Below are 25645 nucleotides of genomic sequence, written 5' to 3' on the forward strand. Positions count from 1 at the left end.
GAGGTAAACAATCTCCTCACCCCCGTTGATAGGGCGCTGCTCGTTCGATTCGGTATCTTTATAGTATGGAAACGGATCGAAACGCCTCGAACGCCGCGAAGCCCGCGTTTAACCAAGCCCTATTCGCACCGGTGATGAACCACAAAGCCTTGGATTTCTTCAATACCTTTGCAGCAACCCTGGCTCCACACCCGGAGCTTGATCGATTCCTCTCGTTTGCTCGCTCGTACGTGGGATCGGGCAAGGCCCTGCGCGCCCTCGGCGTTTCCATCGGTAACTTTATTGCGGGTGGCGAAGATGTCGGCCATAGCGAAACCGCGATGAATCTAGGCGCTGCGCTCGAACTTTACCAAAGCTCCGCCCTCGTGCACGATGACTTCATCGATAATGCTCCAACCAGGCGCGGCATCCCGTCCGTACACGTGCAGGCTGCGCGCGAGATAGGCGCGGACGCGGCAGGGCCTGTGACAATCTTGGTTGGCGACCTGTTGCTCTCCCTAAACCACCTGGCCACCGAACATAGCCTCAAAGATCTTGACGCGAAAACCGCACACCGCATCTCCAGCTACATGGCGCAAATTACTGCCGAGGTTGCGTGGGGCCAGTACTTGGACGTCCTCACCGAAAAACACCCACTGTCTGATCCCGAGGCACTTCGCCGCTACGTCTACGACGTAATCGCACTAAAATCTGGACACTACTCCGTCATGAGGCCTCTGGTTCTGGGTGCTCTCCTACAAGATCCAAGCCCGCACTTCGTTGAAATGCTCGAGAAAATTGGGCGTGCGTGGGGTGTCGCATTCCAAATGCGAGACGATGAGATTGGAGTTTTTGGCGACGAGTCAGTTACGGGAAAACCCACTGGATCAGACATTCGCGAAGGCAAGCGCACGATCCTCATAACAATGGCGCTATCGCGCACCACCGGAGCGGATCGAGAATTTTTAGAAGACGCACTTGGCAACCAAAACTTGTCTGAGGAGAAGCTCGTGCGCGTGGTAGAACTTATTGAGTCTTCTGGCGCACGCCTCGAACATGAGAAAGCTATTGCGAACCTAGCCGAAGAAGGCCGCAAATACATGCGCGAATTAAAACTGGACGAGGAGCGGGAGGCCGCCCTCACCCAGTTTGGGAAAGTACTGCTAAATCGCGAATTTTAGGTATGTAAAAGCTCTACTGTTTGGAACTCGCGGTTAGAAAGCAAGAGGCAAAATCGCGTTACGCACTTCGCGCACGCGGTTCTTCGCAAGTAGCTCCAGCGGGGTCTCCTCAAGGCCATCGTGGTTGGAGAGGATCCATTCGGTGGCCTCGTCGTGAGAAAACCCGGCATCTAGCAGCATCAACATCGTGCCATGAAGCGATTTAAGAGGACGCGGCACCCCCTCCTCGTGTGCGATACAAAGAGAAGGCACCATTGGCTTGCTATCTTCCATGACTTTCAAAAGCTCGTTTTCCGCCCAGAGCTGTTTGATACGGGCGGGAGTTACACCCAGCATCGCGGCCGCTTCACGCTGTGACAATAATTCGATCATGCTTATGAGTTTAAAGTAAATCCGCCACCTTGTTGGAGGCACACCCCCGCGGTGTTCTACATTTGCAAGGTTTACACGTACAATCGCGGCGTGGGATTGTTTAAAAATTGGCGTGAGCAAGCGGGGCAAGACGAAAACCCCAACACGGTGCCTCCCCCTGCGCCGGGCTCTGAAGACGAAGCGGCGTCGGAGAGTGCGCACCCTACTGACATAGCTGAAAATGCCGAAGAATCCGAGGTTGAAGTTACCTCTGACATAGACATGCAACTGCCTGCCACGGAAGACGCGCCGAGCACGGAAGACTCTGCCAGCACTGAACAATCCGATGATCAGGAACAGGCGGATGAAACCGCCAACTCGGGAGCTAAAGACGAGGCTCCTACATTAACCGATCCCCTCGTTGGCATGGTTCTGGACGAGCGCTACAAGATTGAGCGCCTTCTGGCTCGCGGCGGCATGGCAACCGTATACGTGGCATATGACAAGCGTCTGGAACGCCCGGTAGCCATTAAGGTGATGCATCCCCACCTCGCGCAGTCAGCAGACTACGTAAATAGATTCCGCAAGGAAGCCCGCTCTGCCGCGCGTATCATCCACCCCGCAGTGGTAACAGTTTTTGACCAGGGCATTATTGAGGGGTCCGGATATTTGGTTATGGAGCTGGTGCACGGATCAAATCTGCGTACCCTTTTGAACGAGGAGGGCGCGCTCACCCTTGATCGCGCACTGGCAGTCACCGAGACCGTTCTCCAGGCCCTCTCAGCCGCACACCGAGGCGGCGTCATCCACCGCGATATCAAGCCCGAAAACGTCCTCGTACCAAACGACGGAAACCTGAAGGTGGCAGATTTTGGCCTGGCAGGCGCCGTCTCGGATGTTTCGGCCGCTTCCACCGGATCCGTAATGGGAACAGTAGCGTACCTGGCTCCAGAACTCGCTGCCGGCGAGCACGCGGATGCTCGTTCCGATCTGTTCTCTGTAGGCATCATGCTGTATGAGAGCCTTACCGGCCACACGCCCTTCGAGGATCTTTCCGTCTATCAGATCGTGAAATCGTACGCAGAAAAGGACATTCCTTCCCCTTCCAAGCTCGAATCGTGGATCCCTTCCGAGGTTGACGATTTTGTTTGTTCACTTACCGCGCGTGATCGCAATGATCGACCACAAAGCGCGGCGGAGGCGTTAGAAACCCTGGTACGGATCCGTTCGCAACTCCCCGAATCGTTGCTTGGCCGCAAGGCGGATGTTGCCCCCAAGGTCACCTCGGAAACCACTCACAAAATCCAATTGCGGGGCGAGACCGTGGCACTTCCCGTGCCTGCCTCAAAACCAACCACATCCGTGCGCACCATCCCCGCCGCGCCAAAAAAGAGCAGGCGGGCCCCACTCGTTATTGCCACGATCATTACGCTACTTGTTGCCGCTGGAAGCGGCTTCACGTGGTGGTGGTTCGAGTACGGGCCCGGCTCCTACATTGATGTTCCCGCTATTGCTGGAGCAAATTTAAAGGATGGCACCGCCAAGCTTGATGCACTCGGTATTCAAAGCGTGGTTGAAGAAAAGTTTGACGATGTTGTTCCCGCCGGCATCATTATTGACACGCGTCCATCCAGCGACGAGCGCGTACATAAGGCCGGCGTTGTTACTATCTTGCTCTCTAAGGGCATTGAGATGGTTGAGGTTCCAGACCTTACCAACGCCACAAGTGAAGAGCTTGACGAGCTTCTTAAAGGAGCAAAGCTAACCCGCGGCGACACGAAGGAGGCCTACGACGAAGAGGTCGAAAAGGGGCGGGTCATTTCCCAGTCCGTTGCCCCCGGTGAGAGCGTAAAACACGACACTTCCATAGACGTAGTTATCTCGAAGGGGCGCGAGCCAATCAAGGTACCAAAAGTTGTAGGCCTGACCCTTGCTGAAGCTAGTCAGTTACTCTCTGATGCAGGGCTGCAGGTAAATACCAGCGAAGAGTTCAGCAACGAAGTAGAGAAGGGCATTGTCATCTCGCAAACACCGGTTGCTGATGAGATCTTGCACCGGACAGACCCGGTTTCAATTGTTGTCTCTAAAGGCCCGGAAACCGTCACTATCCCCAACGTGATCCGAATGTCGGAGGCCGAGGCTAAGGCGGCTTTAGAAGAGCTCGGGCTAGTTGTAAACGTAGACCGCGTATTCATGCTCGTAGACATGGTGGCAACCGTTAATCCGGGTGTTGGAACCGAAGTTAAGGTCGGTTCAACCGTAACAATCCGCGTGGTCTAATCCGCTAACTCTTTGGGGGAGCAATCCAATCTGGATTGCTCCCCCAAAAGTTTAAAGCTCGGCTCTACCTACTCATCGAGGTTTTCGCTTCGACGCAGTAACTCCGCTACGCGGAAAGCGATCTCTAGAGATTGCTGGTGATTTAGCCTTGGATCCACTCGCGTCTCGTAGCGCTCATTCAAACGCAGCTCGTCCAGATTCTCCGAACCGCCCAGCACCTCGGTCACATCATCACCGGTCAGCTCAATGTGCAGACCAGCTGGCACCATAGCATTTTCGTACAAGACCTCAAAAAAGCCTTCCACCTCGTTCATGATGGTGTCGAAGTCACGGGTCTTCACGCCCGTCGCAGTTTCGATGGTATTTCCATGCATTGGGTCGGTAATCCATACAACCGGACGCCCATCGCGTGCAACAGCACTCGCAATACTTGGAAGAACATCGCGAATCTTATCGGCGCCCATACGGGTAATAAAAGTAAGACGGCCTTCTTCCCCTTCAGGATTTAGCTTGTCGATAATGCCGATTACCTCCTCCGGTGTGACCGTCGGACCAATCTTTACACCAACCGGGTTGCGAACCTCGCGAAGCAACTCAATGTGAGCACCGTCAAGCTGGCGAGTGCGCTCCCCAATCCACAGGAAGTGACCGGAAGTGTTGTACAGCTCCCCTGAACGCGAATCAATACGGGTTAGCGCCGCCTCGTACTCGAGCAAAAGCGCCTCGTGTGCAGAATACAGATCCACAACCTTTAGACCATCAAAGTCAGCACCTGCCGCCTCAATGAACATGATTGCACGATGAATCTCGCTAGCGAGTGCCTCATAGCGCGCGTACGCTGGATTCTTAGTGAAACCGCGGTTCCAAGTGTGGACGCGACGCATGTCCGCGTAACCACCCTTGGTGAATGCGCGAATTAGATTAAGCGAGGCAGCGGACTGCTGGTAGGTTTCCAGCAAACGCTCCGGATTAGCTACTCTTGCTTCCTCGGTGAACGCAATATCATTCACCGCGTCGCCCCGGTATGAGGGCAAAACCTTGCCATCGCGCGTCTCGGTATCAGAAGACCGTGGCTTCGCATACTGGCCGGCGATTCGCCCCACCTTAACAACTGGTAGGGATGCGCCATATGTCAGCACAACCGACATTTGCAACAGAGTTTGGATTTTTAAACGGATCTGATCGGCAGTAGAACCGTCAAACGTTTCTGCACAGTCCCCGCCCATCAGTACAAAAGCTTCACCGCGAGCAGCGCGTCCCATTTGTTCACGTAAGGAATCGGCCTCGCCGGCAAACACCAGAGGTGGCCGCTTGCGCAGCTTGGCGGTAACCGCCTTCAGATGGTCAAGGTCGGGATACTGTGGCTGCTGCGCAGCCGGGAAGCTACGCCATGAATTCCACGGGAAACTCTGATCCGTAATCATATACCTTAGGGTAAACCTTTCAGGTAAAAGTTCGGCGCGCATCCCGCAAGCTGGAATGCGCGCCGAGCACCCTTAACGTTAGTCGACCGACGGAGCCGGCGATACACGCTCACCGATCTCAGCCATCATCTCCTGGAACCACGGAGTGTTAATGTCGAATTTCTTGCCACCGGCAATGCGCTTGAACGCAATAGCCTTTAGGCGATCGCCGTCTTCCTCGTCGTGGCCGATAACACCGGACGTGCCCTCAAGCGCGCACTGTACCGCGTAATCGGTCATCGACTTAATGAGGCGCAGATCATCCTGGTTGGCCTTCGCCGAACGCGAGAAGTAGCCGGACTTTTGAACCATTACCTTCTCGGCGCCAATCAGCTTAGCGAACTGCTTAGCAAACCACTCGCCCGGGTTAATGGTGTCAAGCTTGACGTGACCAAACGGATCGCGCTGTACTTCTTCACCGTTTTCTTCCATCTCGCGAACGATTTCTGCTACACCAGCACCCTCGGATAGGAAAATGTTTACGTTGCCGTACTTGTCCATGATGGCGCGCAGACGCTCGGCCTCGCGCTCGATCTCAACGTGATCTTCCGGAACAAATACAGCGTGGATGTCCCAGCGTTCCTTCATGAGGCCCAGCTCGGGAGCCCATTCCTGCTGCTTCCACCACTTGCGGTAATCGTATGCAGCAGCGGCCGTTAGATAGCCACAGTTACGACCCATGACCTCATGGATAATCAGCATGCGTGGGTTCGAGCGGTGCTCGCCAATAATGTTGCGGGCAAAAATGGAGGCCTGCTCGGCTGCAGTCCAGGCTCCCAGCGACTGCCTGATTGGAATAACGTCATTATCAATAGTCTTAGGCAGACCAACAACGGTGAGTTCGTAATCGTTGTCATGGAGGTAGTGAGCAAGATCCGCAGCCGTGGTGTTCGTGTCGTCTCCACCAATCGTGTGCAGCACGTCCACGTGATCTGCACGCAGGCGTTCAGCAGCAACCTTCAGCGGATCTTCGCCTTCCTTAACGAGGCCCCGCTTCACCAAGTCCTTAGCGTTCGTCAGCTTTACACGGGAGTTACCAATCGGGGAGCCGCCGAACTCGTGGAGTAAACTTGCCTTCTTACGAGCTTCCGGAGTGACGGTCACGTAGGTTCCAGTCAGAAGACCGTGATAACCGTGTTGGTAGGCAATGATTTCGATCGTTGGGTCTAGTTCGTTGTAGCGCTCAATCAGTCCTCCAACTGCAGAGGACAGGCACGGTGCAAATCCACCGGCAGTTAGCAGAGCAACTCGCTTGACTGACATCTAAGAACCTTTCACCTAGAAAACTGGTTTGCGCAGCAATGCACACACCAAGTCTACATTGAAAATCTTTTGAAGATTTTTAGGGCCGCTTTCCCTATCGCTTAGTCTTTCTCGTCTTCTTTTAGCTTCTTGGAAAGATCAACAACCTCGTCATCCTCCGTGGGTTCAGGAACGCTGACATCAGGAACTTCGCGACCTCCCGGCGCCTTCGCTCCGGCAGGAACGGGTCCGGCAAACTTTCCTTCCTTAGCCAACTGAGCCTTAACATCAGCAGCGTAAAGATCCACGTATTCCTGTCCGGAAAGAGTCATGAGGTTGTACATGATCTCGTCGGTAACAGCGCGAAGCGTGTATCGATCTTTGGCAAGGCCGCGGTAGCGGGAGAAATCCAATGGTTCACCAATAACGATGCCCACTCGGTGGCGACTAGGGATCTTCTGCCCGATGGGCTGGGCAATGTTTGTTCCGATCATCGCAACTGGAATAACGGGGGCACCCGATTCAAGAGCGAGGCGAGCAACCCCCACCTTGCCGCGGTAAAGTTTGCCATCCGGACTACGCGTGCCCTCCGGATAGATACCAAACAGCTCATTTTCCTGCAGACGTGCAAGCCCCGTATGCAACGCGGCCTCCGCTGCTTTACCAGACGATCGATCAACCGGAATCGTGCCAACTGCCCTCATAAACTTCGCAGTTGCTCTGCCTTTCAGCCCTGTGCCGGTAAAGTAATCGGACTTTCCCATAAACACGACCTCGCGATCGATCATAAGGGGCAAGAATACCGAGTCAAACACAGCTAGGTGATTCGAGGCCAGGATAGCTGGGCCAGTGGCGGGAATGTTCTCTTTTCCGCGAATCCAAGGACGATAGAAAGCCTTCAGTAAAGGTCCAAATCCTGTTTTGAGTACCTGGTAAAGCACGCTTTCCTCCCGGTTGGATTCAAATGCAACACTAAATATTCAGTCTAGTACCCATCCTCACAGTTTATGACGCGTTGGCATCTTCCGCCCCATAGTGTCATCTTGCTCCCACCATCCGATACGCTTAGGAGGTTAGATTTCAAAAAGGGGTTCGTGATGGTCAGGCGCGTCGGCGAGAGCAATATTAGCCGCAGCCTATCGCATACCTGCGGTCCAACCTCATTCCCCAATAGTGGAAGCGACACAAACGACTTCGTAGGCTCCGTTTGGCGTCGCGATTACGTGGTGGTTGACCTTGAAACCACCGGGCTTGGAACCGACTCGCAGATCACCGAGATCGGTGCGGTCCGTGTAAAAAATGGTGAGGTCGTAGATACTTTTAATACCCTCGTAAATCCGCAGATGGAGATTCCTCCTAAAATCACCGCACTGACTGGAATCACCAATCTGATGGTGACTGATGCCCCACATCCAGATGAGGCTATTCGCCAATTTCTGGCCTTTGCGCAACTTGAAAGCAGCATTTTGATTGCTCACAATGCCTCATTTGACTGCGGTTTCTTAACGCGAGCAGCGGCCGGCGCAGGCATCGAGTGGCCGCGCCCGAAAGTAGTAGATACCCTCGCGCTTGCCCGTACAGTACTCCCTCGCCCTCTTATTTCGAATCATCGACTGGGTACGCTGGTACGTCATTTCAAGATTTCGAACGACGGCGCTCACCGCGCCCTTTCGGACGCAACTGCTACTGCATACGTGTTTTCCGGCCTGGTGAACGAGCTTGGAAAACTGGGGGCCACCGACTTTGAAGACCTCATGGTCGCCGCACAAAGTGTGCCGTACCGTCACCGACAAAAAGTTTCGATCGCGAAAGATCTGCCTGCAAAACCTGGACTATATCGATTCGTGTCTGCCGATGGCCTGGTGCTCTACATCGGTTCGGCAACCAACCTGCGCTCGCGCGTTCGCTCGTATTTTTCCGCTTCAGAAAAGCGGCGTCGAATCCACTCTATGCTCGAGCGAGTAGAATCTGTGCGCATCGAAGTTTGCGCCAGTGAGCTTGAGGCCAGAGTTCTCGAACTGCGTGCCATCGCAGAAGAACAGCCACCCTTCAACGCTGCTTCGCGCCACCAATTCGAAACAGCGTGGCTAATCATGGAAGACGGGGTGCTGAAAACCGCGCACACGATTTCTTCCGATCAAGCCCCGCAGGCTCTTGGTCCGTATCGACGAGTCACCCACACCCTCAAAGCCCGCGAGGCAATCTTGTTGGCGTTGGGCGGTGAATTCGCGCCATTTTCAGACATTCCCCTGCGAGAAGTGGCTGCCCCAGATGTCAAACTCGCAAGAATGTGTTTGGAAGGACGCGGGCAGATTGTTTCTCAAAACCTGCTGGGGCGAATGGCTGACTTTTCAGACCAGTCCCACTTTGAACTTGCAGCCCGCATCCGCGATTACTTTTCGTATTACATCCAGGGTGTAGAGCGGGCACGAGACACGGCCCTGATTGCTCGAGCTACAAAAATTATCTGGGCTCATCACTTGCCCGGCGGAGGGTGGCAGATTCACGCAGCATCTCGAGGCAGACTCCTAACCTCCGTAGCAACTCCCCCGCTCACGTCGCCAGCGCCGTGGGTTAACAAGCTCGAGCAGCTTGAGCCGCTACCTGAAACCAGCGTGCACTTAGCCTACTCCTCCTGGGAAGAGGTTCGCGTGATCACCCGTAGCCTTCTCGAGCCCGGTGCGCGGCTAATCGAATGGAATTCACCTGATCCGTGGGCCTGGCCAGTCGACTCAGACTTGAAGGAGTTCCCCCGCTTCGAAAACATTCCTCGGCCTCGTCCCGATCGCCTATAACATCTGGACGAAAATTACTTGTGGGCGACTGTTCATCACAGTCGCCCACAAGTAATAACCGTTAGGAAAGTAGCTGCGCTACCGTCTCTTGTAATTCGATCGGATCAATCGGGTAGTACAACATCTTCGTAGTGCCCGAGAACTTCGCGATCCAAGAATCTTGCTGGCGAGCAAGAATCGTAATCGAGGGAGGCAGGTTGTCGAACTCAACCTCCAGACGGCGCAACAGGGCCATCGCGCCTACCTTTTGGGTTTCACCGTCGAGGATGAGAAGGTCGAACTCTCCCTCTTTGTACTTCATTACAGCGCCTTCTTCGGTGGCAGCCTCAACCCACTCCACCTTTGGCATGCCCGCACCGGGGCGTACACCAACCGCTTCGATTACGTTAGCGCGGAACTCGGAATTGTCGCTGTAGAGAAGGATCTTGTTCGCTTCCTTCTCACCCGTTTGAGACATGTCTTTCTCCTATGAAACTAAACTCTGCGCGAGCTAACTAATACTTTATTGTATTGGCCTTGGCAACGGTTACAAACTGGCGCTATTGAACGGGCGAAACGTCCATAGCGCCCGTAATTTCAACTACGAACACCATCGCGTTTTCGGGATTCTGGGTATCTGGATGAATCACAAGAACACGACTTCCAACGCTCATATTTGCAAAACCTAGGGTGTTCCCAATCGCCTGTTGCGAATATTCTGCGAGCCCCATGTCCCAAGTTGATTCGGCATCATCACCTTTGCCCCACTGGGATCCGGTGATGTGGTAGCTAACCGCGTCATTCGCGGCGATCTTCGGCCCACTACCCGCTGCCAGTTCAATGGCCGTAGCCTCAGTGGGAGCCTTCGCGTCATGGTCAAACGCGATAGTTGGCTTCATCCCTAGCGGCCCCTCGATTGAAAGTCCAGCAGGCGGCTTATTGTCCGTCATTTTCGCGTTTTCAAGGGCGGACGTGTCGGTGGGATCAAGCTTTCCTACCAGATCAACCACAAATACCAGGGTGGCGCCTCCCGGAATCTTATCTCCCGCACCGGCTTCGCCATATCCGTAGGCAGCCGGAATGACGAGCTCAACACGATCGCCCACGCGCTGGCCTGCAAGGCCGTGCTTCCATCCCTTAATAACCTGGTTGAGACTAAACACAAGGGGTTCAGACTTCTTCCCCTCGGGGGCGCGGTCAAACGTTGAGTCAAACACCGTGCCATCCCAGAGCATGCCATGGTAGTGCGCAGCCACTATGTCATCGGCTCCAACCTCATCACCAGAGCCCTCAATGAGAGTTTTTGCGACAACTACGTCAGGTTCTGGCCCATTAGCAGCAGTGAAAGTAACGCTCTTACCCCACTCACCACCGATTTCAGGAATTTCTCCATCGTAATTGCGATCAACCGGCACTTCGTCTGAGGCCGTGGTGGATGCAGTGGTTTCACCAGTTTCACTAGGTTGCGTTTTGCCCGCATCATCTGAGCAAGCCGTGAGCATACCCGCGGTAAGAGTAGTAGCCAAAGCTAAAGATAAGAGTTTACGTTTCACAGTTGGTTCCTAAATGGCGATTTAGTGGAAAGACTCACCGCACGCGCAAGTGCCGGTTGCATTCGGGTTCTCGATAGTGAAGCCCTGGCGCTCAATCGTGTCAAAAAAGTCAATGGTTGAACCGTTGAGGTAGGGCACGGACATGCGGTCCACAATCACTTCAACACCATCAAAGTCGCGAATGTGATCCCCATCTAGGATTCGCTCGTCAAAGTACAGCGAGTAGATGAGGCCGGAGCAACCACCCGGCGAAACCGACACGCGCAGACGAAGGTCATCTCGACCTTCCTGTTCAAGCAGGCTCTTTACCTTTGCGGCCGCGTTCTCGGTCAGCTCAATCTCATGAGTTGGAAATTCGTCAGACATATTCTTCCTATCGCTTGTGCGTAACAGTGCTTACTCTAATCCGAACCGGGTGGGACTGGCATCTCGCACCGCTCGGGTTACCTCTTTCTGATCCACGTTCCGGCCAATATGCGGCTAACATCACTGTCCGCGCGGCCCCTATCGATCACGTACGCCTGATGGATCCCCCACTCGGATAACTCGTGATTAGACAGGGAGCTTTCATGTGTGAAAACAATGCAAGGTAGGGCGTATTCAGCGGCTAGAGAACCCAGCATCCGGATTGGCGAGTCCGCGATGGTTTGCGGGTGGAGAGTGTCGATTACTCCGACCACCAGGTCGGCCTGGGCGATTTGTTTACGTAAATCAAACGCTTCTGCCAAGACTTCCGCCAGACTGGTTAGCTGTCCGCGTAGCCCTAGCGCAAGAGCACCAATACCAAGTCCCGCTCCTGAACCAACCGCGCGCGCGAACGAGATTGAGCTAGGCGCTAGCTGTTCAGCTTGACCAATATCACTCAGCTTCTGGTAGAACGACGTCAATCCACGCACGGCCTGTTGCCCGACCGTGTCCAATGCACTGCCGGTAGGCCCCTGCGCCAATGTTGAGTCCAACCCCAGTAATGGGCGCTCGGTAGCACTTGCAACCGTGAGGTTACGATTACCAATACTATTTAGCGCGCGAAAGCGCACCTGAGCCATGAGGTCGTGGTTTTCGAACCAGACGGCGTCCGCCTCGCCTTCAATTTCCGTCCCGATGGCTGCGCTGACCTCTGCCACAGATGCAAATGCTCTCTTGGCAGGAACGCCGGCCAGCTCCATCAGGGTTCCGATTGCACCGATCTCGGCATTCTTCGTCGAGCTTTGTGGCAACGAGGTAACCGGATTCGCGGATGGTTCCTCATGACCCGTCACCACCCAGGTGGTTTTGCCTTCGGCCGCCCAAGCCTGCACGTTACCCAACTGCTCCCTAGCACAGACGTGCATCCCCATCGCGGCCAGATTGGTAGCCGCGTGAGCCGTGTCGAGGTCAATCGCGGTAGCGAACACGCCGCCCTCGAAAATGGTGGCGATTATGTTCGCTATATCCTTACTTTCGAGGGCGGCCTGTTCACCGGCAACCACGACGTGGTTGAACGTGTATGTCACGCCTTCTCCGCAAACTTTTGCAGCATTAGTGCTTCGGCCAAGATAGCGTTCTTCAGATCGTTCAAATCCTGTGATTCGTTTTCAGAGTGCGCGTTGGTAAGCGGATCTTCAACGCCAGTGACTATCACTTGCGCGCCCGGAAACTGTTCTTGGAACGTAGAGATGAACGGGATTGAACCACCCACGCCAATGTTTACCGATGGCACTCCCCACGCCTGCGACAAAGCCTCATGCGCGATTTTCGCCGCACCCGCCTCGAGGTCTGCCTGGTAGCCCGGGCCGATCTCACCGGCCTCAAACTCAACAACGGCCCCAAACGGACGGTTTTCCATGATGTGGCGCTCAAGTGCCGCCATGGCTTCCCTACCGTCTGTGCCTGGCACAGTGCGTACCGAAACCTTGAACTTAGTCTCGGGCCAAATGGTGTTTGACGAGTGTGCAACCGAGGTCGCATCGAGACCAATGATCGACACGGCGGGCTGTGTCCACATACGCGACGCAAGATCTCCAGACCCGGCGATGCGAACTCCCTCTAGCAGGCCGGCCTCAGCCCTAAACTCCGCCTCGTCGTACACCACATCCGCGCTCTTACTACCGCCAAGGCCGGCAATAGCAACCTCGCCAGCGTCATTATGGAATGTGGAAATTAGGTGCGATGCCGCGGTAATGGAATCGAGGACGGGACCTCCCCACATGCCCGAATGCATCGCGTGATCGGTCATACGAACCGTTACGGTTGCATCGATTACACCGCGCAGCGAAGAAGTCAATGCGGGCTTGCCTGGCTTCCAGTTATCGGAATCGGTAACGATGATGTAGTCAGCTTCGAGCTGCTTGTGGTACTTAGTGAGGAAGTTTTCAAACGAGGGAGAACCAACCTCTTCCTCGCCCTCGATGTAAACGGTTACGTTTACGGGGAGTTGATCACTGAGCAAGCTCAGTGAGCCGAGGTGAACAACGATGCCTGCTCCATCATCAGAAGAGCCGCGACCATAGAGACGACCATCCCGAATTTGCGGCTCAAACGGGCTACCGGTCCATTTGTCGGGATCTCCGCCTGGCTGAACGTCGTGATGGGCGTACAGCAAAACTGTTGGCGCTCCCTCGATTCTTGGCGTTTTCGCAACCACGGCAGGAGCTCCATCGGTCCCATCGGGCCGCAGAGCGCGCAGGATTTGCGTCTCTAAGCCGAGGCTTTCGAACCTCGACGCCACGTGTTTTGCGCAGCGCTCAACTTCTGATTGATCAAAGGAGGCCGAGGAAACGGAGGGGATACGGACGATGTCTTCGAGTTCGCGCACGAACTGGTCGAACTGATCTTCAAGTCGCTGTTTAGTATTCACCCTCCTTACGTTAAACACCTTGGAACTATTCGGCAATATTGCTATTGTCGGCCTGTTATTTAGGCCTTCAGATGCCCTGCGGTACAGTTGGAAGCGTGTTTGGAAAAGAAAAGTCTAAGGATCACTCTGGCGATCAGGCTCACGAGGTAGTTGGCAAGGGTCGTCCCACCAGAAGTCGTAAAGAGGCTGAGGCCGCGAACCGTCGCCCCATGATCCCGAAGGATCGTCGCGAAGCTAAGCGCCGCCGTCGCGAACGTGAAAACGCTCTATGGGAGCGCCAGCAGCGCGCAATGGAAACCGGCGACGAACGCTACATGCCGGCCCGTGACAAGGGCAGGATCCGCCGGTTCACACGTGACTACGTGGATGCGCGTTGGACCTTAGCTGAGTTTGTACTTCCAATGATGCTGGTTTTGATCATTGCGATGTTCTCGATGATTTTCCTAGCAAGGCTAACCACACCTGAAACAGCCGCGTTGGTTGTCCAGGTAGTCACTTACCTAACATACGGCATGTTGATTTTCTCGGTGTTCGAGTCGATCCTCATCAACATGCAGATCAAGAAGATCGCGGCAAAAAAGTGGCCGAACGAACCGTGGATTCGTAACTGGTTCTACACCTTCTCCCGCATGATCATGCTTCGCAGGTGGCGCCAGCCTAAGCCGCAGGTCAAGCGCGGCGAGCATCCGAAAAAGTAAGTGCATAAATGCAATGTTGAGGTTCCCACCCGATTGGGAACCTCAACATTTTATTAGGGTTTCTCGTGTTGTTTTGCGGCTACGCACCTTTTGAACACGACCCTAACCCAGCTATGGAGCGGGCGTCCTGCCCCGCGCATTCTTTATTTGGCGTAGGCACCTTCCCTTAGAGATCTTGCTATAGCGCGGTTGATTTTGCCGGGCCAAGCGGGCCCCTCGTAGATATACGCGGTGAATGCTTCTAATAGATCCGCTCCTGCGTCAAGGTATGCCAGAGCGTCCTCTGGTGTCGAGATTCCGCCTACTGCAATGATTGTTTGCTCCGGATTCAAGTGTTCACGCAGCATTTTTACGATCTCGAGGCCGCGCTGCAATAACCTTGGGCCAGATACGCCGCCTTCTCCCAAAGTGTGATTAATCGTCGTATTAGTGGCCACTACGCCTGCAAGGCCAAGTTCTTTGGCAAGATCGGCAACTTCGAGGATGTCCTCATTCGCAAGATCAGGTGCAATCTTCACAAACACGGGCACATCTCTACGGGCAGCTTCGTGGGCGGCCTGCAGGGTGGTCTCGATGATTGGCCGAAGTGTCTTGGCAGATTGCAGGCTGCGAAGTCCCGGAGTGTTGGGCGAGGACACATTGATCACTAAAAAATCAACAAAACGCGCTAGCTCGCGGGCGCAGATCTCGTAATCAGTTGCCGCGTCCTCGTTAGCTGTCACCTTGTTCTTGCCAATATTTGCGCCCACAACAATCTGTCTGCCGGCAGGGGTTGAACGCAGCTTCTTTAGGCGTTGCTTAACAACTTCCACGCCATCGTTGTTAAAACCCATCCGGTTGCGGATTTCGCGAGACTCGGGCAGTCGCCATAGCCTGGGCTTATCGTTGCCTGGCTGCGGACGAGGGGTTACCGTTCCGATTTCTAGGAAACCGAATCCCATTGCCGCCATGCCCTCGACCGCGAGCGCGTTTTTATCCATTCCAGCGGCAAGTCCCAGCCTGCCTTTTAGCCTGCGCGGCAAGAATGTAGCACCCACGGGCACGGAGGTGTCAGAATGGTCAAACACCATTCCCATGCCAGCTCTTGTAACCGGGTTTGAGCCAGCCAGTTCAATCGCTTTGATTGCTACTTCGTGCGCTATCTCTGGGTCGGTATGAACCAGACCGTAATCAAAAATCCACCTGTACACGCCCCTAGCTTACATTGGCAAGGCTCGGCATAGACCAAGGTGGGAACCACTCAACATGTGCCTGGCAGACGCGGTATAGGTGGCGATTAATCCCACCAGACCCACCAGCCTTCTCGGCCCGGGTTCCAAGATGGCCTTATCTTCGTTATTTCATCGGGGCGATCAAGGGCCGAATCTAAACCAAGTTCGCGCTCTAAGTACTCCCACAAGACGTCACATTCACAAGAGGTTTCGTGGAACGCCTCAACGTGGAAATCTGGCGCACCGTAGTAGACAAACCCCTCGATACTGACGCGCTCATCGGGGCGCGTGGGGCCGATCGCGTAACCCACCAGTTCTACCTGGTCCGGGTGGGCAGCTGCTGCCTGCAGCAGTTGTAGCGTAGTTGGCCCATAGTTTTGCCGTCCGTCCAACTGCTGACTCGGTAACAGTTTTAAGAGTCTTTCTGCCGCGCTCGCACCCAGACCGTGAAACGGAACAAAGCTTTCTAGCTCCTCCCCGGTTCGGTCGCTTTCTATACAAACCATGTACGGCTCCAAGATCCGCTTTATCCCAATTTTGGTTGTCCAGCCCGATTGTTCTTCAACCAGCATTTGTTGCTCCTTTCGTATGGACGCCTTAATGCTGACCGCAACCTACTTACCTAACAGTTCAATCAAATGGCAGGTGTGGATGCGCGGACACTGAGAGTCTTGGGGATAAGCGGAAGATGCGATAATGGCATGGTGATCATTGCAGTAGACGACCTTAGCGACCAGCGGCTTTTGGATTACACGTCACTTACGGACGTTAAGTTGCGGTCCCGTTTGGAACCAGAACTCGGGCTTTTTATGGCCGAATCTAAGAACGTAATCGAACGCGCTCTAGAGGCCGGCTACAAACCTCGATCTTTCCTAATTCCAGAAAAATGGCTGGACTCAATGCAGGAAACCCTGACGAGATTGGGACCCGAAGGCAAAGATGTTCCCGTTTTTGTAGCGAGTGAGGATGTACTGGAGCAGATCACTGGGTTCCACCTACATCGCAGTGCAATGGCGGCCATGCATAGGCGCCAGTTGGCGCCCGTCCAAGAGGTAATCGCAGATGCGCATCGCATTGCAATCATCGAAGACATCGTGGACCACAAGAATGTGGGGGCTATTTTCCGCTCGGCAGCGGCTCTCGATGTGGATGCAGTGCTCGTAACGCCAAGCTGCGCGGATCCTTTGTATCGCCGCTCTGTGAGAGTATCTATGGGGTCGGTTTTTCAAGTGCCGTGGACTCGGCTTGAAACATGGCCCGATATGAGACCGCTCCATGACCTCGGATTCCACGTTGCTGCTCTCGCATTGGGGGAAAACACGGTTCGTCTCGACGACTTTGAGCAACGCGTAAAGCTCAATCCCGAGATGAAGGTTGCTTGGATTCTTGGTTCAGAGGGGTACGGCTTGAAGGAGCGCACTATCCGTGCAGCTGACAGCTCCGTTATGATCCCGATGAGTCACGGCGTGGATTCACTCAATGTAGCGGCGGCCAGTGCGGTTGCGTTTTGGGCAACGCGCCGCTTAAGTTAACCGGGTTTCAATCAGGCTCTCAATAACACCCACCGTGTCCTGCCACCCACTCACAGAAATGGTTTCGAAACCTGCTTTCTTTACGGGGTAGTCGTTGCCCTGCGGGTCAAGACGATCCCCAACAAACACTATCTGATCTATCGCCAGTCCTGTTTGCTCCATGATTTTGGCCATCCCGTAGGCTTTATCCACGCCTTTCATGGTGACATCCACCGAGGTTGATCCACCCGAGCGAACCTCAAGATCAGGCAGTTGCACGGCAACCGCATCGCGCAACCGCGCCTTCTTCTCTCCAGTGGGGTCCCAAGCCCTCTTTGCTTCCAATGGTGCCTGCTGGCCAAGAGCTGAATACGTGATCTGACTACCACGGTCTTCGATAATGTCACCGGCGGGATTATCTTCCCACAAGCCAAGTTCTTTAGCGCATTTTTCCAAGGTGGTTATGGCATCGCGCTTGGTCGTTTCGTCCAGGTCATGCGCGTATTGCGCCTGCCAGATGCCATTTTCGCGCCGGTAGTAGCGCGTTCCACACGTTGGCATCAGGTGCAGGCGGCTCATCTGTTCCTCACTCGCAAACAGGTTCGAAAGCAACTGAGTTTGGAACTGCTCCAGGTTGCCTCCGGAGATTACTAACACTTGCGCCCTATCCAGGAGGCGGCGCAAGCACTTCCCAACCTCGCCCGGCAAACTCGATTTCGAGGGCGCGAGCGTGTCGTCCAGGTCAAACGCTACGAGCTTTAGCTGCATAACTCTCCCAAAATGCAAAAGATGGTGGCAAAACTGCCACCATCTTAAGCAACTCTTCGCTAAGCGGGAAACTAGTCGGTTAGCGCACCTGTAGGCTCACCTTCGATCTCCGGCTCTGGAATGTCAGATTTTTGTAGTGCCACTACGGAGGCAACGAGGCCTCCCCACACTACGAGGATGGTTAGAACCATGAGGATAATCGATGCTGGTTCCATGTTTAGTCTTCCTCTCCCTTGAACTTGATAACGTCTTCGTGCTTGGCTTCACGCCAAGGTAATTTCGTCAAAATGAACGCGCCGATCACGGCCACAGCGATGGTTCCCCAGCCGAATATTAGGACGTTGAGACTTCCTGCGCTCCAATCTCCATATCCTTCGGTGACATATCCGATTAGAGCTTGGAATAGCATCACTGCGAGAAGTGCGGGCGTAACCAGGCCAACTATCCAGTCCCACGCCGCGGGAACAGGAACAGCGGAGGCGAGGTTCAGGTGCTTACGCAGCGCCCGAACCTTCGGAACTGCGAAGTAGGCAAGTAGTGTCATCACGATCGCGGAGAACACGACACCCACGTTATTGATGAATGCGTCCACCACGTCAAGCGTGTTCAGGCCGGTGGTAGTAGAGAATAGGACCACTGAAACTACCCCCGCGACCGCGCCCACAGTAACTGCAGCTTTTCGGGCCGAGTATCCGAACTTGTCCTGGAATGCACCCGATACCACTTGGAGTAGCGACAAAAGTGAAGTGATACCAGCTAGGACGAGCGAGATGAAGAACAAGACGCCAAACAGTGGACCACCAGGCATCTGGTTAATGATTGCGGGGAAGGTCATGAAGGAAAGACCAACGCCCGTAATACCTTCAAGCTCGTTTAGTCCAACGCCCTGCTGATTCGCCATGAAACCGAGGGTTGCAAACACGCCGATACCCGCAAGGATCTCAAACGAGGAGTTAGCAAATCCAGCAACAAGGCCCGTACCAGCCAGGTTTGCCTTACGCGGTAGGTAAGAGGCGTAGGTAAGCATGATGCCAAAAGCGATGGACAATGAGAAGAAGATCTGACTTACTGCCGCAAGCCAAACGTTGGCATCAAAGAGTGCGGACCAGTCCGGAGTGAAGAACGCGTTCAAGCCCTCCAGAGCGCCCGGCAAGAACAGAGCACGCACCACCATAATGAGGAACAGGACCACCAATAGTGGGAGGAAAACCCTATTCAAACGCTCAACACCCTTGGAGACACCTCGTCCGAGAATAAAGAGTACGAAGAGCCAAAGAACAACCAGTGGGATAAGTATGCTCAGAACCGGCCTAAAGCTGATGAGGTCACCACTTGCCTGCAAAAAGTCTGAAACGAAAAAGCTGGTGGTGTCTTCACCCCACGCGAGGCGAACCGAATAGATGGCGTACATCATCGCCCACGCCACGATCACTGCGTAGTAGACGGTAATAATGAACGAAACCATTACCTGGAACCAGCCGAGGCTTTCCGCCTTGGAGTTCAGACGTTTAAACGTAAGCGGTGCGGAGCCGCGGTATTTGTGCCCCAGGCTGTAATCGAGAAACAGTACGGGAATGCCAACGAATAGTAGTGCGATTAGATACGGGAGGATGAACGCCCCTCCGCCATTCGAATAGGCAACTCCTGGAAAGCGCCAAATATTACCCAGGCCGATTGCAGAACCAATTGCGGCCATCAAGAAACCACATTGACCAGTCCAGTGATCGCGTGAAGCGCTATTTGTCTCGACAGGTCCAGCATTTTTAGACATTTTATCTCCTTGCACTTAATGAGATAAGCAAAACATAGCGCCCTACTCGCAATTTGCAACACTCTGTCTCTAAGTGTGAACACTGGCGATCGAAACTGTAATGAGCAACACTATATGAAGACACTTTTCCGTTCAGTTGTTAAAGAAAGGCAAAACTAATGGCAACACCTCACATCGCAGCAGAAAAGGGAGATTTCGCGCCAGCAGTCCTTTTCCCCGGCGACCCGAAGCGCGCCGAGCGCATCGCCCACATGCTTATGGACGACGCCCGCCTGGTTACGGACGTGCGCGGGATGCTTGGATTTACCGGCACAGTTGACGGCAAGCCTCTTTCGGTTATGGGCTCAGGAATGGGACAACCTTCGGCAACCATCTACGCAACGGAGCTCTTTCGCGAATATGGTGTTGAGAGAATCATCCGCGTTGGAACCTGCGGCGGCATCGCTCACAACGTTGCAGTTGGCGACGTTGTGGTTGCTCTAGGCGCGCACACTGACTCTGCAATGAACACTTACCGCCTGCCTGGTCTTCACTTCTGCCCGGTGGCCTCTTACGATCTGATTCGCGCAGCTGTTGACGCGGCCAGCGAAACCGAGAACGTTCACGTTGGCACCATTATTTCTCGCGACCACTTTTACCTAACGCCCGAAGGTCAGGTTGAGCGCCTGGCTAACTATGGAGTTTTGGGCGTAGACATGGAAGCTGCCGCACTCTATGGAGTGGCCGCCGAGTTCGGCAAACAGGCCCTTACGGTCCTAACGGTTTCCGACCACCTACTCGATCACTCTGGCGATATGAGCGCCGAAGAGCGTGAGACTAAGTTCCAGGGCGCGCTAAAGCTCGCGGTAGCCGCGGCATTTGCTTAAACCTTAACCATAGGGGGCGCCAGCCGGCGCTCCCCTTTTTTGTCCCCAAAAGGCTCAAACCCATCCCCGTCCACACCATCGCTCCCCACGCCTTCGCCTGACTTCCTCGCAGGCTTACTTTTTGCTTGAGAGGAGAAATAATGACTATTCCAAAATGGGCAGACGCTAACGAAGAGACCAGAAGGCACTACAACAACGAGTGGGGACGCCTTCCAGAAAACGACGACGCCGCATTTGAAATGTTAAGCCTGTTAACTTTCCAAGCCGGATTAACTTGGGCTACCGTGCTTTCCAAACGAGAAGCACTTCGCGCAGCGTTTAGCGACTTCAAGGTCGAAACGGTTGCGAAGATGAAGGATGAGGATGTCGCCAGACTATTAAAAGGCGATAGCCCAATTAAGAACGAGCGCAAAATCCGGGCGGTTATCCAAAATGCTAAAGCCATCCAGGAGTATCGCAGCACCGTACAACACGAAAAGCGAAAGAACGCATTTCTAGCCGTGCTTGAAAACTCCGCTGGCAAACCCGGAGTTTGGCCGGTCTACGGCGAGGAGCAAATGACACTGCTTCGCCACTTTTTTAACGACTGGGGATTTACTTTTACCGGCCCAAAACTGATTCGAGCTCTATTGGAATCATTCGACCTCGCCCTTCCCTGGCTACAGGAAGAGCCGACAATCGAGAGCGTTTAAACACTATGCAGATAGTTGTTGATCCTGTTAATAATCATGTCTAGTGCAACCAAATTCTGCACTCCATCAGGAATAATGATGTCGGCCTTACGCTTAGATGGCTCAACGTAGAGGTCATGCATAGGCTTCACAGTTTCTAGATACTGCTTTTCGATTGAATCAATGGTGCGCCCGCGCTCAAGCATGTCGCGGCGTACACGCCGCAGGATGCGCTCATCCGCATCCGTGTCCACAAACAACTTGATATCAAACAGCTCGCAAAGCTCGGGGAACACGAACAACAAAATTCCTTCCACAATCACAACGGGTTGAGGCGTGATTTCTACAACCTCTTCACTGCGGTTATGGACGGTGTAGTCATACACCGGGCATTCGATAGGCTTTCCATCAATGAGCTCGCGAAGCTGCTCGATCATTAAGTCGATATCAAATGCGGTGGGCGCATCGTAATTGAGGGATGCGCGCTGTTCATAAGTAAGACCGGTGTGCGACTTGTAATAATTATCGAGGTATACAACAGCTGTTTTCCCTTGAAATTCCTTCACAAGCGCCTTAGTTAAAGACGTCTTACCGCTTGCAGTTCCACCAGCAATACCGATGACGAGCGCACGCACGTTACTACCCCGATCTTCGAGATTTTTTCTAAGTCTAGTGGATTTGAGCAATAACTCCTGCATCCACAGCGAAACTTTCTCAGTCATTTACGTCCGTACAGTTTCCCATGAAACCAATACGTGAGCCCCCAATGATCCCGCGCAGCACACAACCCCTCGCTACACTGTGAGTTGAGCCACAGTCATGCCCGTTAGTCGGCCACTGTTGCCATAATCGTATACGAATATGTGTACGACCGGTTCGGCGGGATGGTCCGCCGCCCACAAAGTAGTGAGGAATAATCGTGCAATTTCACCACCATGGTTACGTCTCTGAAAATCCCCGAGTCAAAGTTGCTCAGGGCCTGGGAATCGATCGCCGAGCAGAACTCCCCGATGAAGTTGATGTTCTGATTGTTGGCGCTGGTCCTGCAGGCATGCTGATGGCGGCCCAGATGTCCGTTTTCCCAGACATCTCTACTGCGATCATTGACAAGCGCGCGGGTAGACTTCCGCTTGGCCATGCTGATGGCATTCAGGCGCGTTCAGTTGAAACATTTCAGGCTTTCGGTTTTGCACCGGAAATTACCGCGGAAGCCTACAAGATTGTTGAGACTGCATTTTGGCAGCCGGATCCGGAGAATCCGGATCACATTAAGCGCATGCACCGCACTGAAGACGATCCGCATCGAATCTCTGAGTTCCCCCACCTGATCGTGAACCAAGCGCGCGTACTCGACTACTTCCGCGAGTTTGCATACAACTCGCCGTCGCGTCTAGTTCCAAACTGGGGTTGGGCCTTCACTAGCCTTGAGTTCAAGTACGAAGACGAGTACCCGGTTAAGGTTAGTCTGGTTGGTACTGGCCCAGACAACGAAGGGGTAACTCGCACTGTCGCAGCAAAGTATGTGCACGGCGCTGACGGCGCGCACTCTGCGGTTCGCAAGGCAATCGGCGCCCGCCACCTCGGTGATGTTCAATACCAGGCGTGGGGTGTCATGGACGTCCTCGCAAACTCGGACTTCCCCGACATTCGTCTTAAGTCCATCATCCAATCCAAGCACGGATCAATCCTGCACATTCCACGTGAAGGCGGATACCTGTTCCGCACGTACGTGGATCTTGGCATCGTTGACGAGAACGACAACCACGCGGTACGTAAGACACCGCTCGAAGAAATCATCCGGCGGATGAATGAGATCGTTGCCCCCTACTCGATTGACGTGAAGGACGTTGCTTGGTGGTCCGTCTACGAAGTTGGCCACCGCGTAACGGATCGATTCGATGAGATTCCCACCGAAGAGGTAGGAACACGCGACCCGCACGTGTTCATTTCCGGCGATGCCTGCCATACGCATTCGGCTAAGGCTGGCCAGGGAATGAACGTATCTATGCAGGATGCATTCAACCTCGGTTGGAAGGTTGCACACGTTTTGAAGGGGCTGGCTCCCGCTTCCCTACTGCAGTCCTACACCCAGGAACGCCAGGTCATTGCACAAAACCTGATCGATTTTGATTCCGAATGGTCCGCACGTGTAGCGGGTACATACAAGGGTCCGGGCGCCGACATTCCGATTGAGGACTTCTACTTGGAAACCGGTGAGTTCTCTAACGGGTTCCGCACGGAATACCCCGAAGGGTTACTTGTTGGTTCGAATGCATATCAGGATTTGGCAAAGGGCTACACGCTGGGCAAGCGGTTTAAGTCCGCGAAGGTAGTACGCCGGTCGGATTCAAATCCGATCCACCTTGGCCATACGCACGAGGCTGATGGTCGCTGGCGCATATACGTATTCGCTGACAAGGAACGCGCCGCGCTTTCGGGTACTAAGGTTGCCGACTGGGCTAAGTGGATGGACGAGTCAGTTGACTCCCCCATTAATAGGTTCACTCCGAAGGGTAGCGATCGCGATGCCCTCTTTGATGTGAAGGTGATCTACCAGCAGGATCACCGCGACATTTGTCCGGGCGATGTTCCCGCAATCTTCAAGCCCGAAAATGGTCCGTTTGGACTACAAAACCTGGAGAAGATTTTCGGCAAGCTTCCGAAGGGACTATGGCACGGCTTCGATATGCCAGACACTGATATTTGGGAAGAGCGCGAGCTTTCCGAAGACGGCGTTGTGGTAGTTGTTCGCCCAGACATGTATGTCGCACACGTTCTACCACTAGACAAGCCCGAAGAAATCGGCGAGTTCTTCTCGAAGATCTACATCGAACAAAACTAAGCTGTAGAAATTTTCGGGGGAAGCGCATTCGCGCTTCCCCCGAAACCAATTTTGCGAACTGCAACGATCAGTGGAAGGTTATCGAGCTTTGTCCCATGAAATCCAGACTGACTATTACGTCGGCTAGATCAGCAACCTCAAAGCCGAGATCTAACGTGACCTGCTGGCCGGGGAGTACAGGCGTGGGTGGAAGCGGTACGGCTCCAGAATCTTGCGATCCCACAATTGGCGCGCTAATTGCGTCAGAGACTACAGAAACTATGACTTGATCCGTCCAAAACTCTTCCTCTCCCACATTCTCTATGGTTATCGGAAGCGTTACTGGCTGGCCATGATCCCCCGTGTAGGTTCCAAGCGGTTGCGGCTTGCCAACAGCTACTCTCACCCCGCTCCCTGCTTCTACGAACTCACCAAATTTACCTGTTTTTGAAACCGCTCCACCAGGTTGTAACTGTGAGAGGGCTTGCGCCGAAGCGCGCGTTTGTGGAGTTGAACTTTCTGGGGATGCGTTTTGTCCGCCACAGCCAGCGAGCGCCACTGCCACCAAGGCCGCACATCCTAGCCACAGCGCATGCTTACCCGTTGAAGCCATAATCACCCCTCGTAGAAGTTAACACGCGATTATCTAGTAACAGCGCTATCTGTATCAGATTCTGTCATTATTTACATGAGTTGCTTGTCGATGCTCACTCGTAAGCGTATGGAGGATTTATGTCTGGCGGCATCGTTGCTTTACTTGACGACATCGCTACTCTAGCGAAGATGGCTGCGGCAAGCGTCGATGACGTGGCTGCTGCCACCGGCAGGGCTAGCGCCAAAACTGTTGGGGTTATTGTGGACGACACTGCGGTAACGCCTCAGTATCTACAAGGCCTTAAACCTGAACGCGAGCTTCCCATTATCAAGCGGATTGCTCGTGGATCTTTGACGAACAAGCTACTAATTATCTTGCCTGCCGCGTTAGTGCTCAGTCAGTTTGCGCCGTGGGTACTACCCATTCTTCTGATTGCGGGAGGCTCTTTCTTAGCCTTTGAGGGAATGGAAAAAGTTTGGGAGAAGTTGCGCGGGGGCGGGCATGACGATCCTCTCATCGTTGCAGGACCATCCGGTGAAGAACAGATTGTGAAGAGCGCGGTTAGAACGGACCTGATCTTGTCGGCAGAGATTATGATCATCGCGCTCAACGAAGTGGCGTCCGAGGGATTCGTTGCACGCTCCATAATCTTGATAGCTGTCGGCTTTCTTATCACTTTTGTGGTTTATGGAATGGTTGCCGTTTTGGTGAAAATCGACGATGTTGGCGTTGCCTTGATGAAGCGAGAGAAGGCGTCCTCGCAACGAATTGGCAAACTGCTTTTTAACGCAATGCCGCGCGTATTGGCCACTATTGGGGTGATTGGCACGCTCGCGATGCTTTGGGTTGGTGGGCACATCGTGGTCGTTTCCGCCGCGGATTTGGGGTGGACTGCGCCGCATCAAATCATTGAGAACCTCGCCCACCTGGGCGCGAGCTTCGGCGCCGGAGCTGGCTTTTTGAGTTGGACTATCGAAACGCTTGCCTCTTTGCTGGTGGGCGCAATCCTAGGATCCCTCCTGGTTGGCGCCCACCACGGCCTGAAGGCCCTGGGCAAAAGCCGCAACTAAGAGT

25 protein-coding genes are annotated in these 25645 nt (G+C 54.0%); 9 read left to right on the top strand and 16 right to left on the bottom strand.

What is annotated here, in order from left to right:
- Positions 1-65: 65 nt before the first annotated feature.
- Positions 66-1160, top strand: a complete 1095-nt coding sequence (locus HMPREF2891_RS01630; RefSeq protein WP_070663691.1) for a polyprenyl synthetase family protein — start codon at positions 66-68, stop codon at positions 1158-1160.
- 33 nt (positions 1161-1193) lie between these two features.
- Here HMPREF2891_RS01630 and HMPREF2891_RS01635 read toward each other — a convergent pair whose 3' ends face one another.
- On the bottom strand, positions 1194-1532 hold the full coding sequence (locus HMPREF2891_RS01635; RefSeq protein WP_034507452.1) for an Rv2175c family DNA-binding protein: 339 nt from the start codon (positions 1530-1532) through the stop codon (positions 1194-1196).
- Positions 1533-1622: 90 nt separating this feature from the next.
- On the opposite strand from HMPREF2891_RS01635, the gene pknB reads away from it, so the two are divergent.
- A complete protein-coding gene (gene pknB / locus HMPREF2891_RS01640) occupies positions 1623-3791 on the top strand; it encodes a Stk1 family PASTA domain-containing Ser/Thr kinase (protein ID WP_233187596.1) in 2169 nt (722 codons plus the stop codon).
- Between the two features lie 68 nt (positions 3792-3859).
- Here pknB and HMPREF2891_RS01645 read toward each other — a convergent pair whose 3' ends face one another.
- From HMPREF2891_RS01645 to HMPREF2891_RS01655, 3 genes are all read right to left on the bottom strand, one after another.
- Complete coding sequence (locus tag HMPREF2891_RS01645) at positions 3860-5215, bottom strand: class II 3-deoxy-7-phosphoheptulonate synthase (RefSeq protein WP_148131690.1); 1356 nt, start codon at positions 5213-5215, stop codon at positions 3860-3862.
- A 78-nt stretch (positions 5216-5293) separates the two neighbouring features.
- Positions 5294-6517, bottom strand: coding sequence for a pyrophosphate--fructose-6-phosphate 1-phosphotransferase (locus tag HMPREF2891_RS01650; RefSeq protein ID WP_034507448.1), 1224 nt, complete (start codon positions 6515-6517; stop codon positions 5294-5296).
- Between the two features lie 101 nt (positions 6518-6618).
- Positions 6619-7437 (bottom strand): lysophospholipid acyltransferase family protein, encoded by an 819-nt coding sequence (locus tag HMPREF2891_RS01655; protein WP_034507446.1) that lies wholly within the window; start codon positions 7435-7437, stop codon positions 6619-6621.
- Positions 7438-7593: 156 nt separating this feature from the next.
- Here HMPREF2891_RS01655 and HMPREF2891_RS01660 point away from each other — a divergent pair, with 156 nt between their 5' ends.
- Positions 7594-9291, top strand: coding sequence for an exonuclease domain-containing protein (locus HMPREF2891_RS01660; protein WP_070663693.1), 1698 nt, complete (start codon positions 7594-7596; stop codon positions 9289-9291).
- 61 nt (positions 9292-9352) lie between these two features.
- Here the strand turns inward: HMPREF2891_RS01660 and HMPREF2891_RS01665 are convergent, their stop codons facing one another.
- The 5 genes from HMPREF2891_RS01665 to HMPREF2891_RS01685 form a co-directional block, all read right to left on the bottom strand.
- Complete coding sequence (locus HMPREF2891_RS01665) at positions 9353-9748, bottom strand: two-component system response regulator (RefSeq protein ID WP_070663694.1); 396 nt, start codon at positions 9746-9748, stop codon at positions 9353-9355.
- 82 nt (positions 9749-9830) lie between these two features.
- Positions 9831-10823: an FKBP-type peptidyl-prolyl cis-trans isomerase gene (locus HMPREF2891_RS01670; RefSeq protein WP_070663695.1), complete on the bottom strand. Its 993-nt coding sequence runs from the start codon at positions 10821-10823 to the stop codon at positions 9831-9833.
- Positions 10824-10844: 21 nt separating this feature from the next.
- Positions 10845-11189 (bottom strand): iron-sulfur cluster insertion protein ErpA, encoded by a 345-nt coding sequence (gene erpA / locus HMPREF2891_RS01675; protein WP_034507442.1) that lies wholly within the window; start codon positions 11187-11189, stop codon positions 10845-10847.
- 77 nt (positions 11190-11266) lie between these two features.
- Positions 11267-12316 carry a glycerate kinase gene (locus tag HMPREF2891_RS01680; RefSeq protein WP_070620006.1) on the bottom strand — a complete coding sequence of 350 codons (1050 nt, stop codon included), beginning with the start codon at positions 12314-12316 and terminating at the stop codon, positions 11267-11269.
- Complete coding sequence (locus tag HMPREF2891_RS01685; protein WP_070663696.1) at positions 12313-13659, bottom strand: dipeptidase; 1347 nt, start codon at positions 13657-13659, stop codon at positions 12313-12315. The genes HMPREF2891_RS01680 and HMPREF2891_RS01685 overlap by 4 nt, the downstream gene beginning before the upstream one ends.
- A 95-nt stretch (positions 13660-13754) precedes the next feature.
- On the opposite strand from HMPREF2891_RS01685, the gene HMPREF2891_RS01690 reads away from it, so the two are divergent.
- Positions 13755-14357: a DUF3043 domain-containing protein gene (locus HMPREF2891_RS01690; protein WP_261666821.1), complete on the top strand. Its 603-nt coding sequence runs from the start codon at positions 13755-13757 to the stop codon at positions 14355-14357.
- A gap of 143 nt (positions 14358-14500) precedes the next feature.
- Here HMPREF2891_RS01690 and HMPREF2891_RS01695 read toward each other — a convergent pair whose 3' ends face one another.
- Both HMPREF2891_RS01695 and HMPREF2891_RS01700 read right to left on the bottom strand, forming a co-directional pair.
- Positions 14501-15547: a quinone-dependent dihydroorotate dehydrogenase gene (locus tag HMPREF2891_RS01695; RefSeq protein WP_070663698.1), complete on the bottom strand. Its 1047-nt coding sequence runs from the start codon at positions 15545-15547 to the stop codon at positions 14501-14503.
- Between the two features lie 86 nt (positions 15548-15633).
- A complete protein-coding gene (locus HMPREF2891_RS01700; protein WP_070663699.1) occupies positions 15634-16140 on the bottom strand; it encodes a hypothetical protein in 507 nt (168 codons plus the stop codon).
- A gap of 129 nt (positions 16141-16269) precedes the next feature.
- On the opposite strand from HMPREF2891_RS01700, the gene HMPREF2891_RS01705 reads away from it, so the two are divergent.
- On the top strand, positions 16270-17100 hold the full coding sequence (locus tag HMPREF2891_RS01705; RefSeq protein ID WP_034507428.1) for a TrmH family RNA methyltransferase: 831 nt from the start codon (positions 16270-16272) through the stop codon (positions 17098-17100).
- Here HMPREF2891_RS01705 and HMPREF2891_RS01710 read toward each other — a convergent pair.
- The 3 genes from HMPREF2891_RS01710 to HMPREF2891_RS01715 all read right to left on the bottom strand — a co-directional run bounded on the left by HMPREF2891_RS01710 (position 17092) and on the right by HMPREF2891_RS01715 (position 19618).
- Positions 17092-17847, bottom strand: a complete 756-nt coding sequence (locus tag HMPREF2891_RS01710; RefSeq protein WP_070663700.1) for an HAD-IIB family hydrolase — start codon at positions 17845-17847, stop codon at positions 17092-17094. The genes HMPREF2891_RS01705 and HMPREF2891_RS01710 overlap by 9 nt on opposite strands.
- Positions 17848-17918: 71 nt before the next feature.
- Positions 17919-18062, bottom strand: coding sequence for a methionine/alanine import family NSS transporter small subunit (locus HMPREF2891_RS09320; protein WP_072341199.1), 144 nt, complete (start codon positions 18060-18062; stop codon positions 17919-17921).
- Between the two features lie 2 nt (positions 18063-18064).
- Positions 18065-19618: a sodium-dependent transporter gene (locus tag HMPREF2891_RS01715; protein WP_070663701.1), complete on the bottom strand. Its 1554-nt coding sequence runs from the start codon at positions 19616-19618 to the stop codon at positions 18065-18067.
- A gap of 158 nt (positions 19619-19776) precedes the next feature.
- Between HMPREF2891_RS01715 and deoD the strand changes: the two genes are divergently transcribed.
- Positions 19777-20484, top strand: a complete 708-nt coding sequence (gene deoD / locus HMPREF2891_RS01720; RefSeq protein ID WP_034507425.1) for a purine-nucleoside phosphorylase — start codon at positions 19777-19779, stop codon at positions 20482-20484.
- 140 nt (positions 20485-20624) lie between these two features.
- Positions 20625-21176 (top strand): DNA-3-methyladenine glycosylase I, encoded by a 552-nt coding sequence (locus HMPREF2891_RS01725; protein ID WP_070619984.1) that lies wholly within the window; start codon positions 20625-20627, stop codon positions 21174-21176.
- Here the strand turns inward: HMPREF2891_RS01725 and udk are convergent.
- Entirely contained in the window at positions 21173-21877 is a 705-nt protein-coding gene (gene udk / locus HMPREF2891_RS01730) for a uridine kinase (RefSeq protein WP_261666667.1), read from the bottom strand. The two genes, HMPREF2891_RS01725 and udk, sit on opposite strands and share 4 nt — an antisense overlap.
- Before the next feature lie 197 nt (positions 21878-22074).
- Between udk and HMPREF2891_RS01735 the strand changes: the two genes are divergently transcribed.
- Entirely contained in the window at positions 22075-23997 is a 1923-nt protein-coding gene (locus tag HMPREF2891_RS01735; RefSeq protein WP_070619981.1) for an FAD-dependent monooxygenase, read from the top strand.
- Between the two features lie 67 nt (positions 23998-24064).
- On the opposite strand, the gene HMPREF2891_RS01740 is transcribed toward HMPREF2891_RS01735, so the two are convergent.
- Complete coding sequence (locus HMPREF2891_RS01740) at positions 24065-24589, bottom strand: hypothetical protein (protein ID WP_070619977.1); 525 nt, start codon at positions 24587-24589, stop codon at positions 24065-24067.
- A 119-nt stretch (positions 24590-24708) separates the two neighbouring features.
- On the opposite strand from HMPREF2891_RS01740, the gene HMPREF2891_RS01745 reads away from it, so the two are divergent.
- Positions 24709-25641 (top strand): DUF808 domain-containing protein, encoded by a 933-nt coding sequence (locus HMPREF2891_RS01745; RefSeq protein WP_070619974.1) that lies wholly within the window; start codon positions 24709-24711, stop codon positions 25639-25641.
- Positions 25642-25645: the final 4 nt, after the last annotated feature.

Origin of the sequence: Actinomyces sp. HMSC065F11, assembly GCF_001813085.1 — a bacterium.
GTDB classification, from domain to species: domain Bacteria; phylum Actinomycetota; class Actinomycetes; order Actinomycetales; family Actinomycetaceae; genus Gleimia; species Gleimia europaea.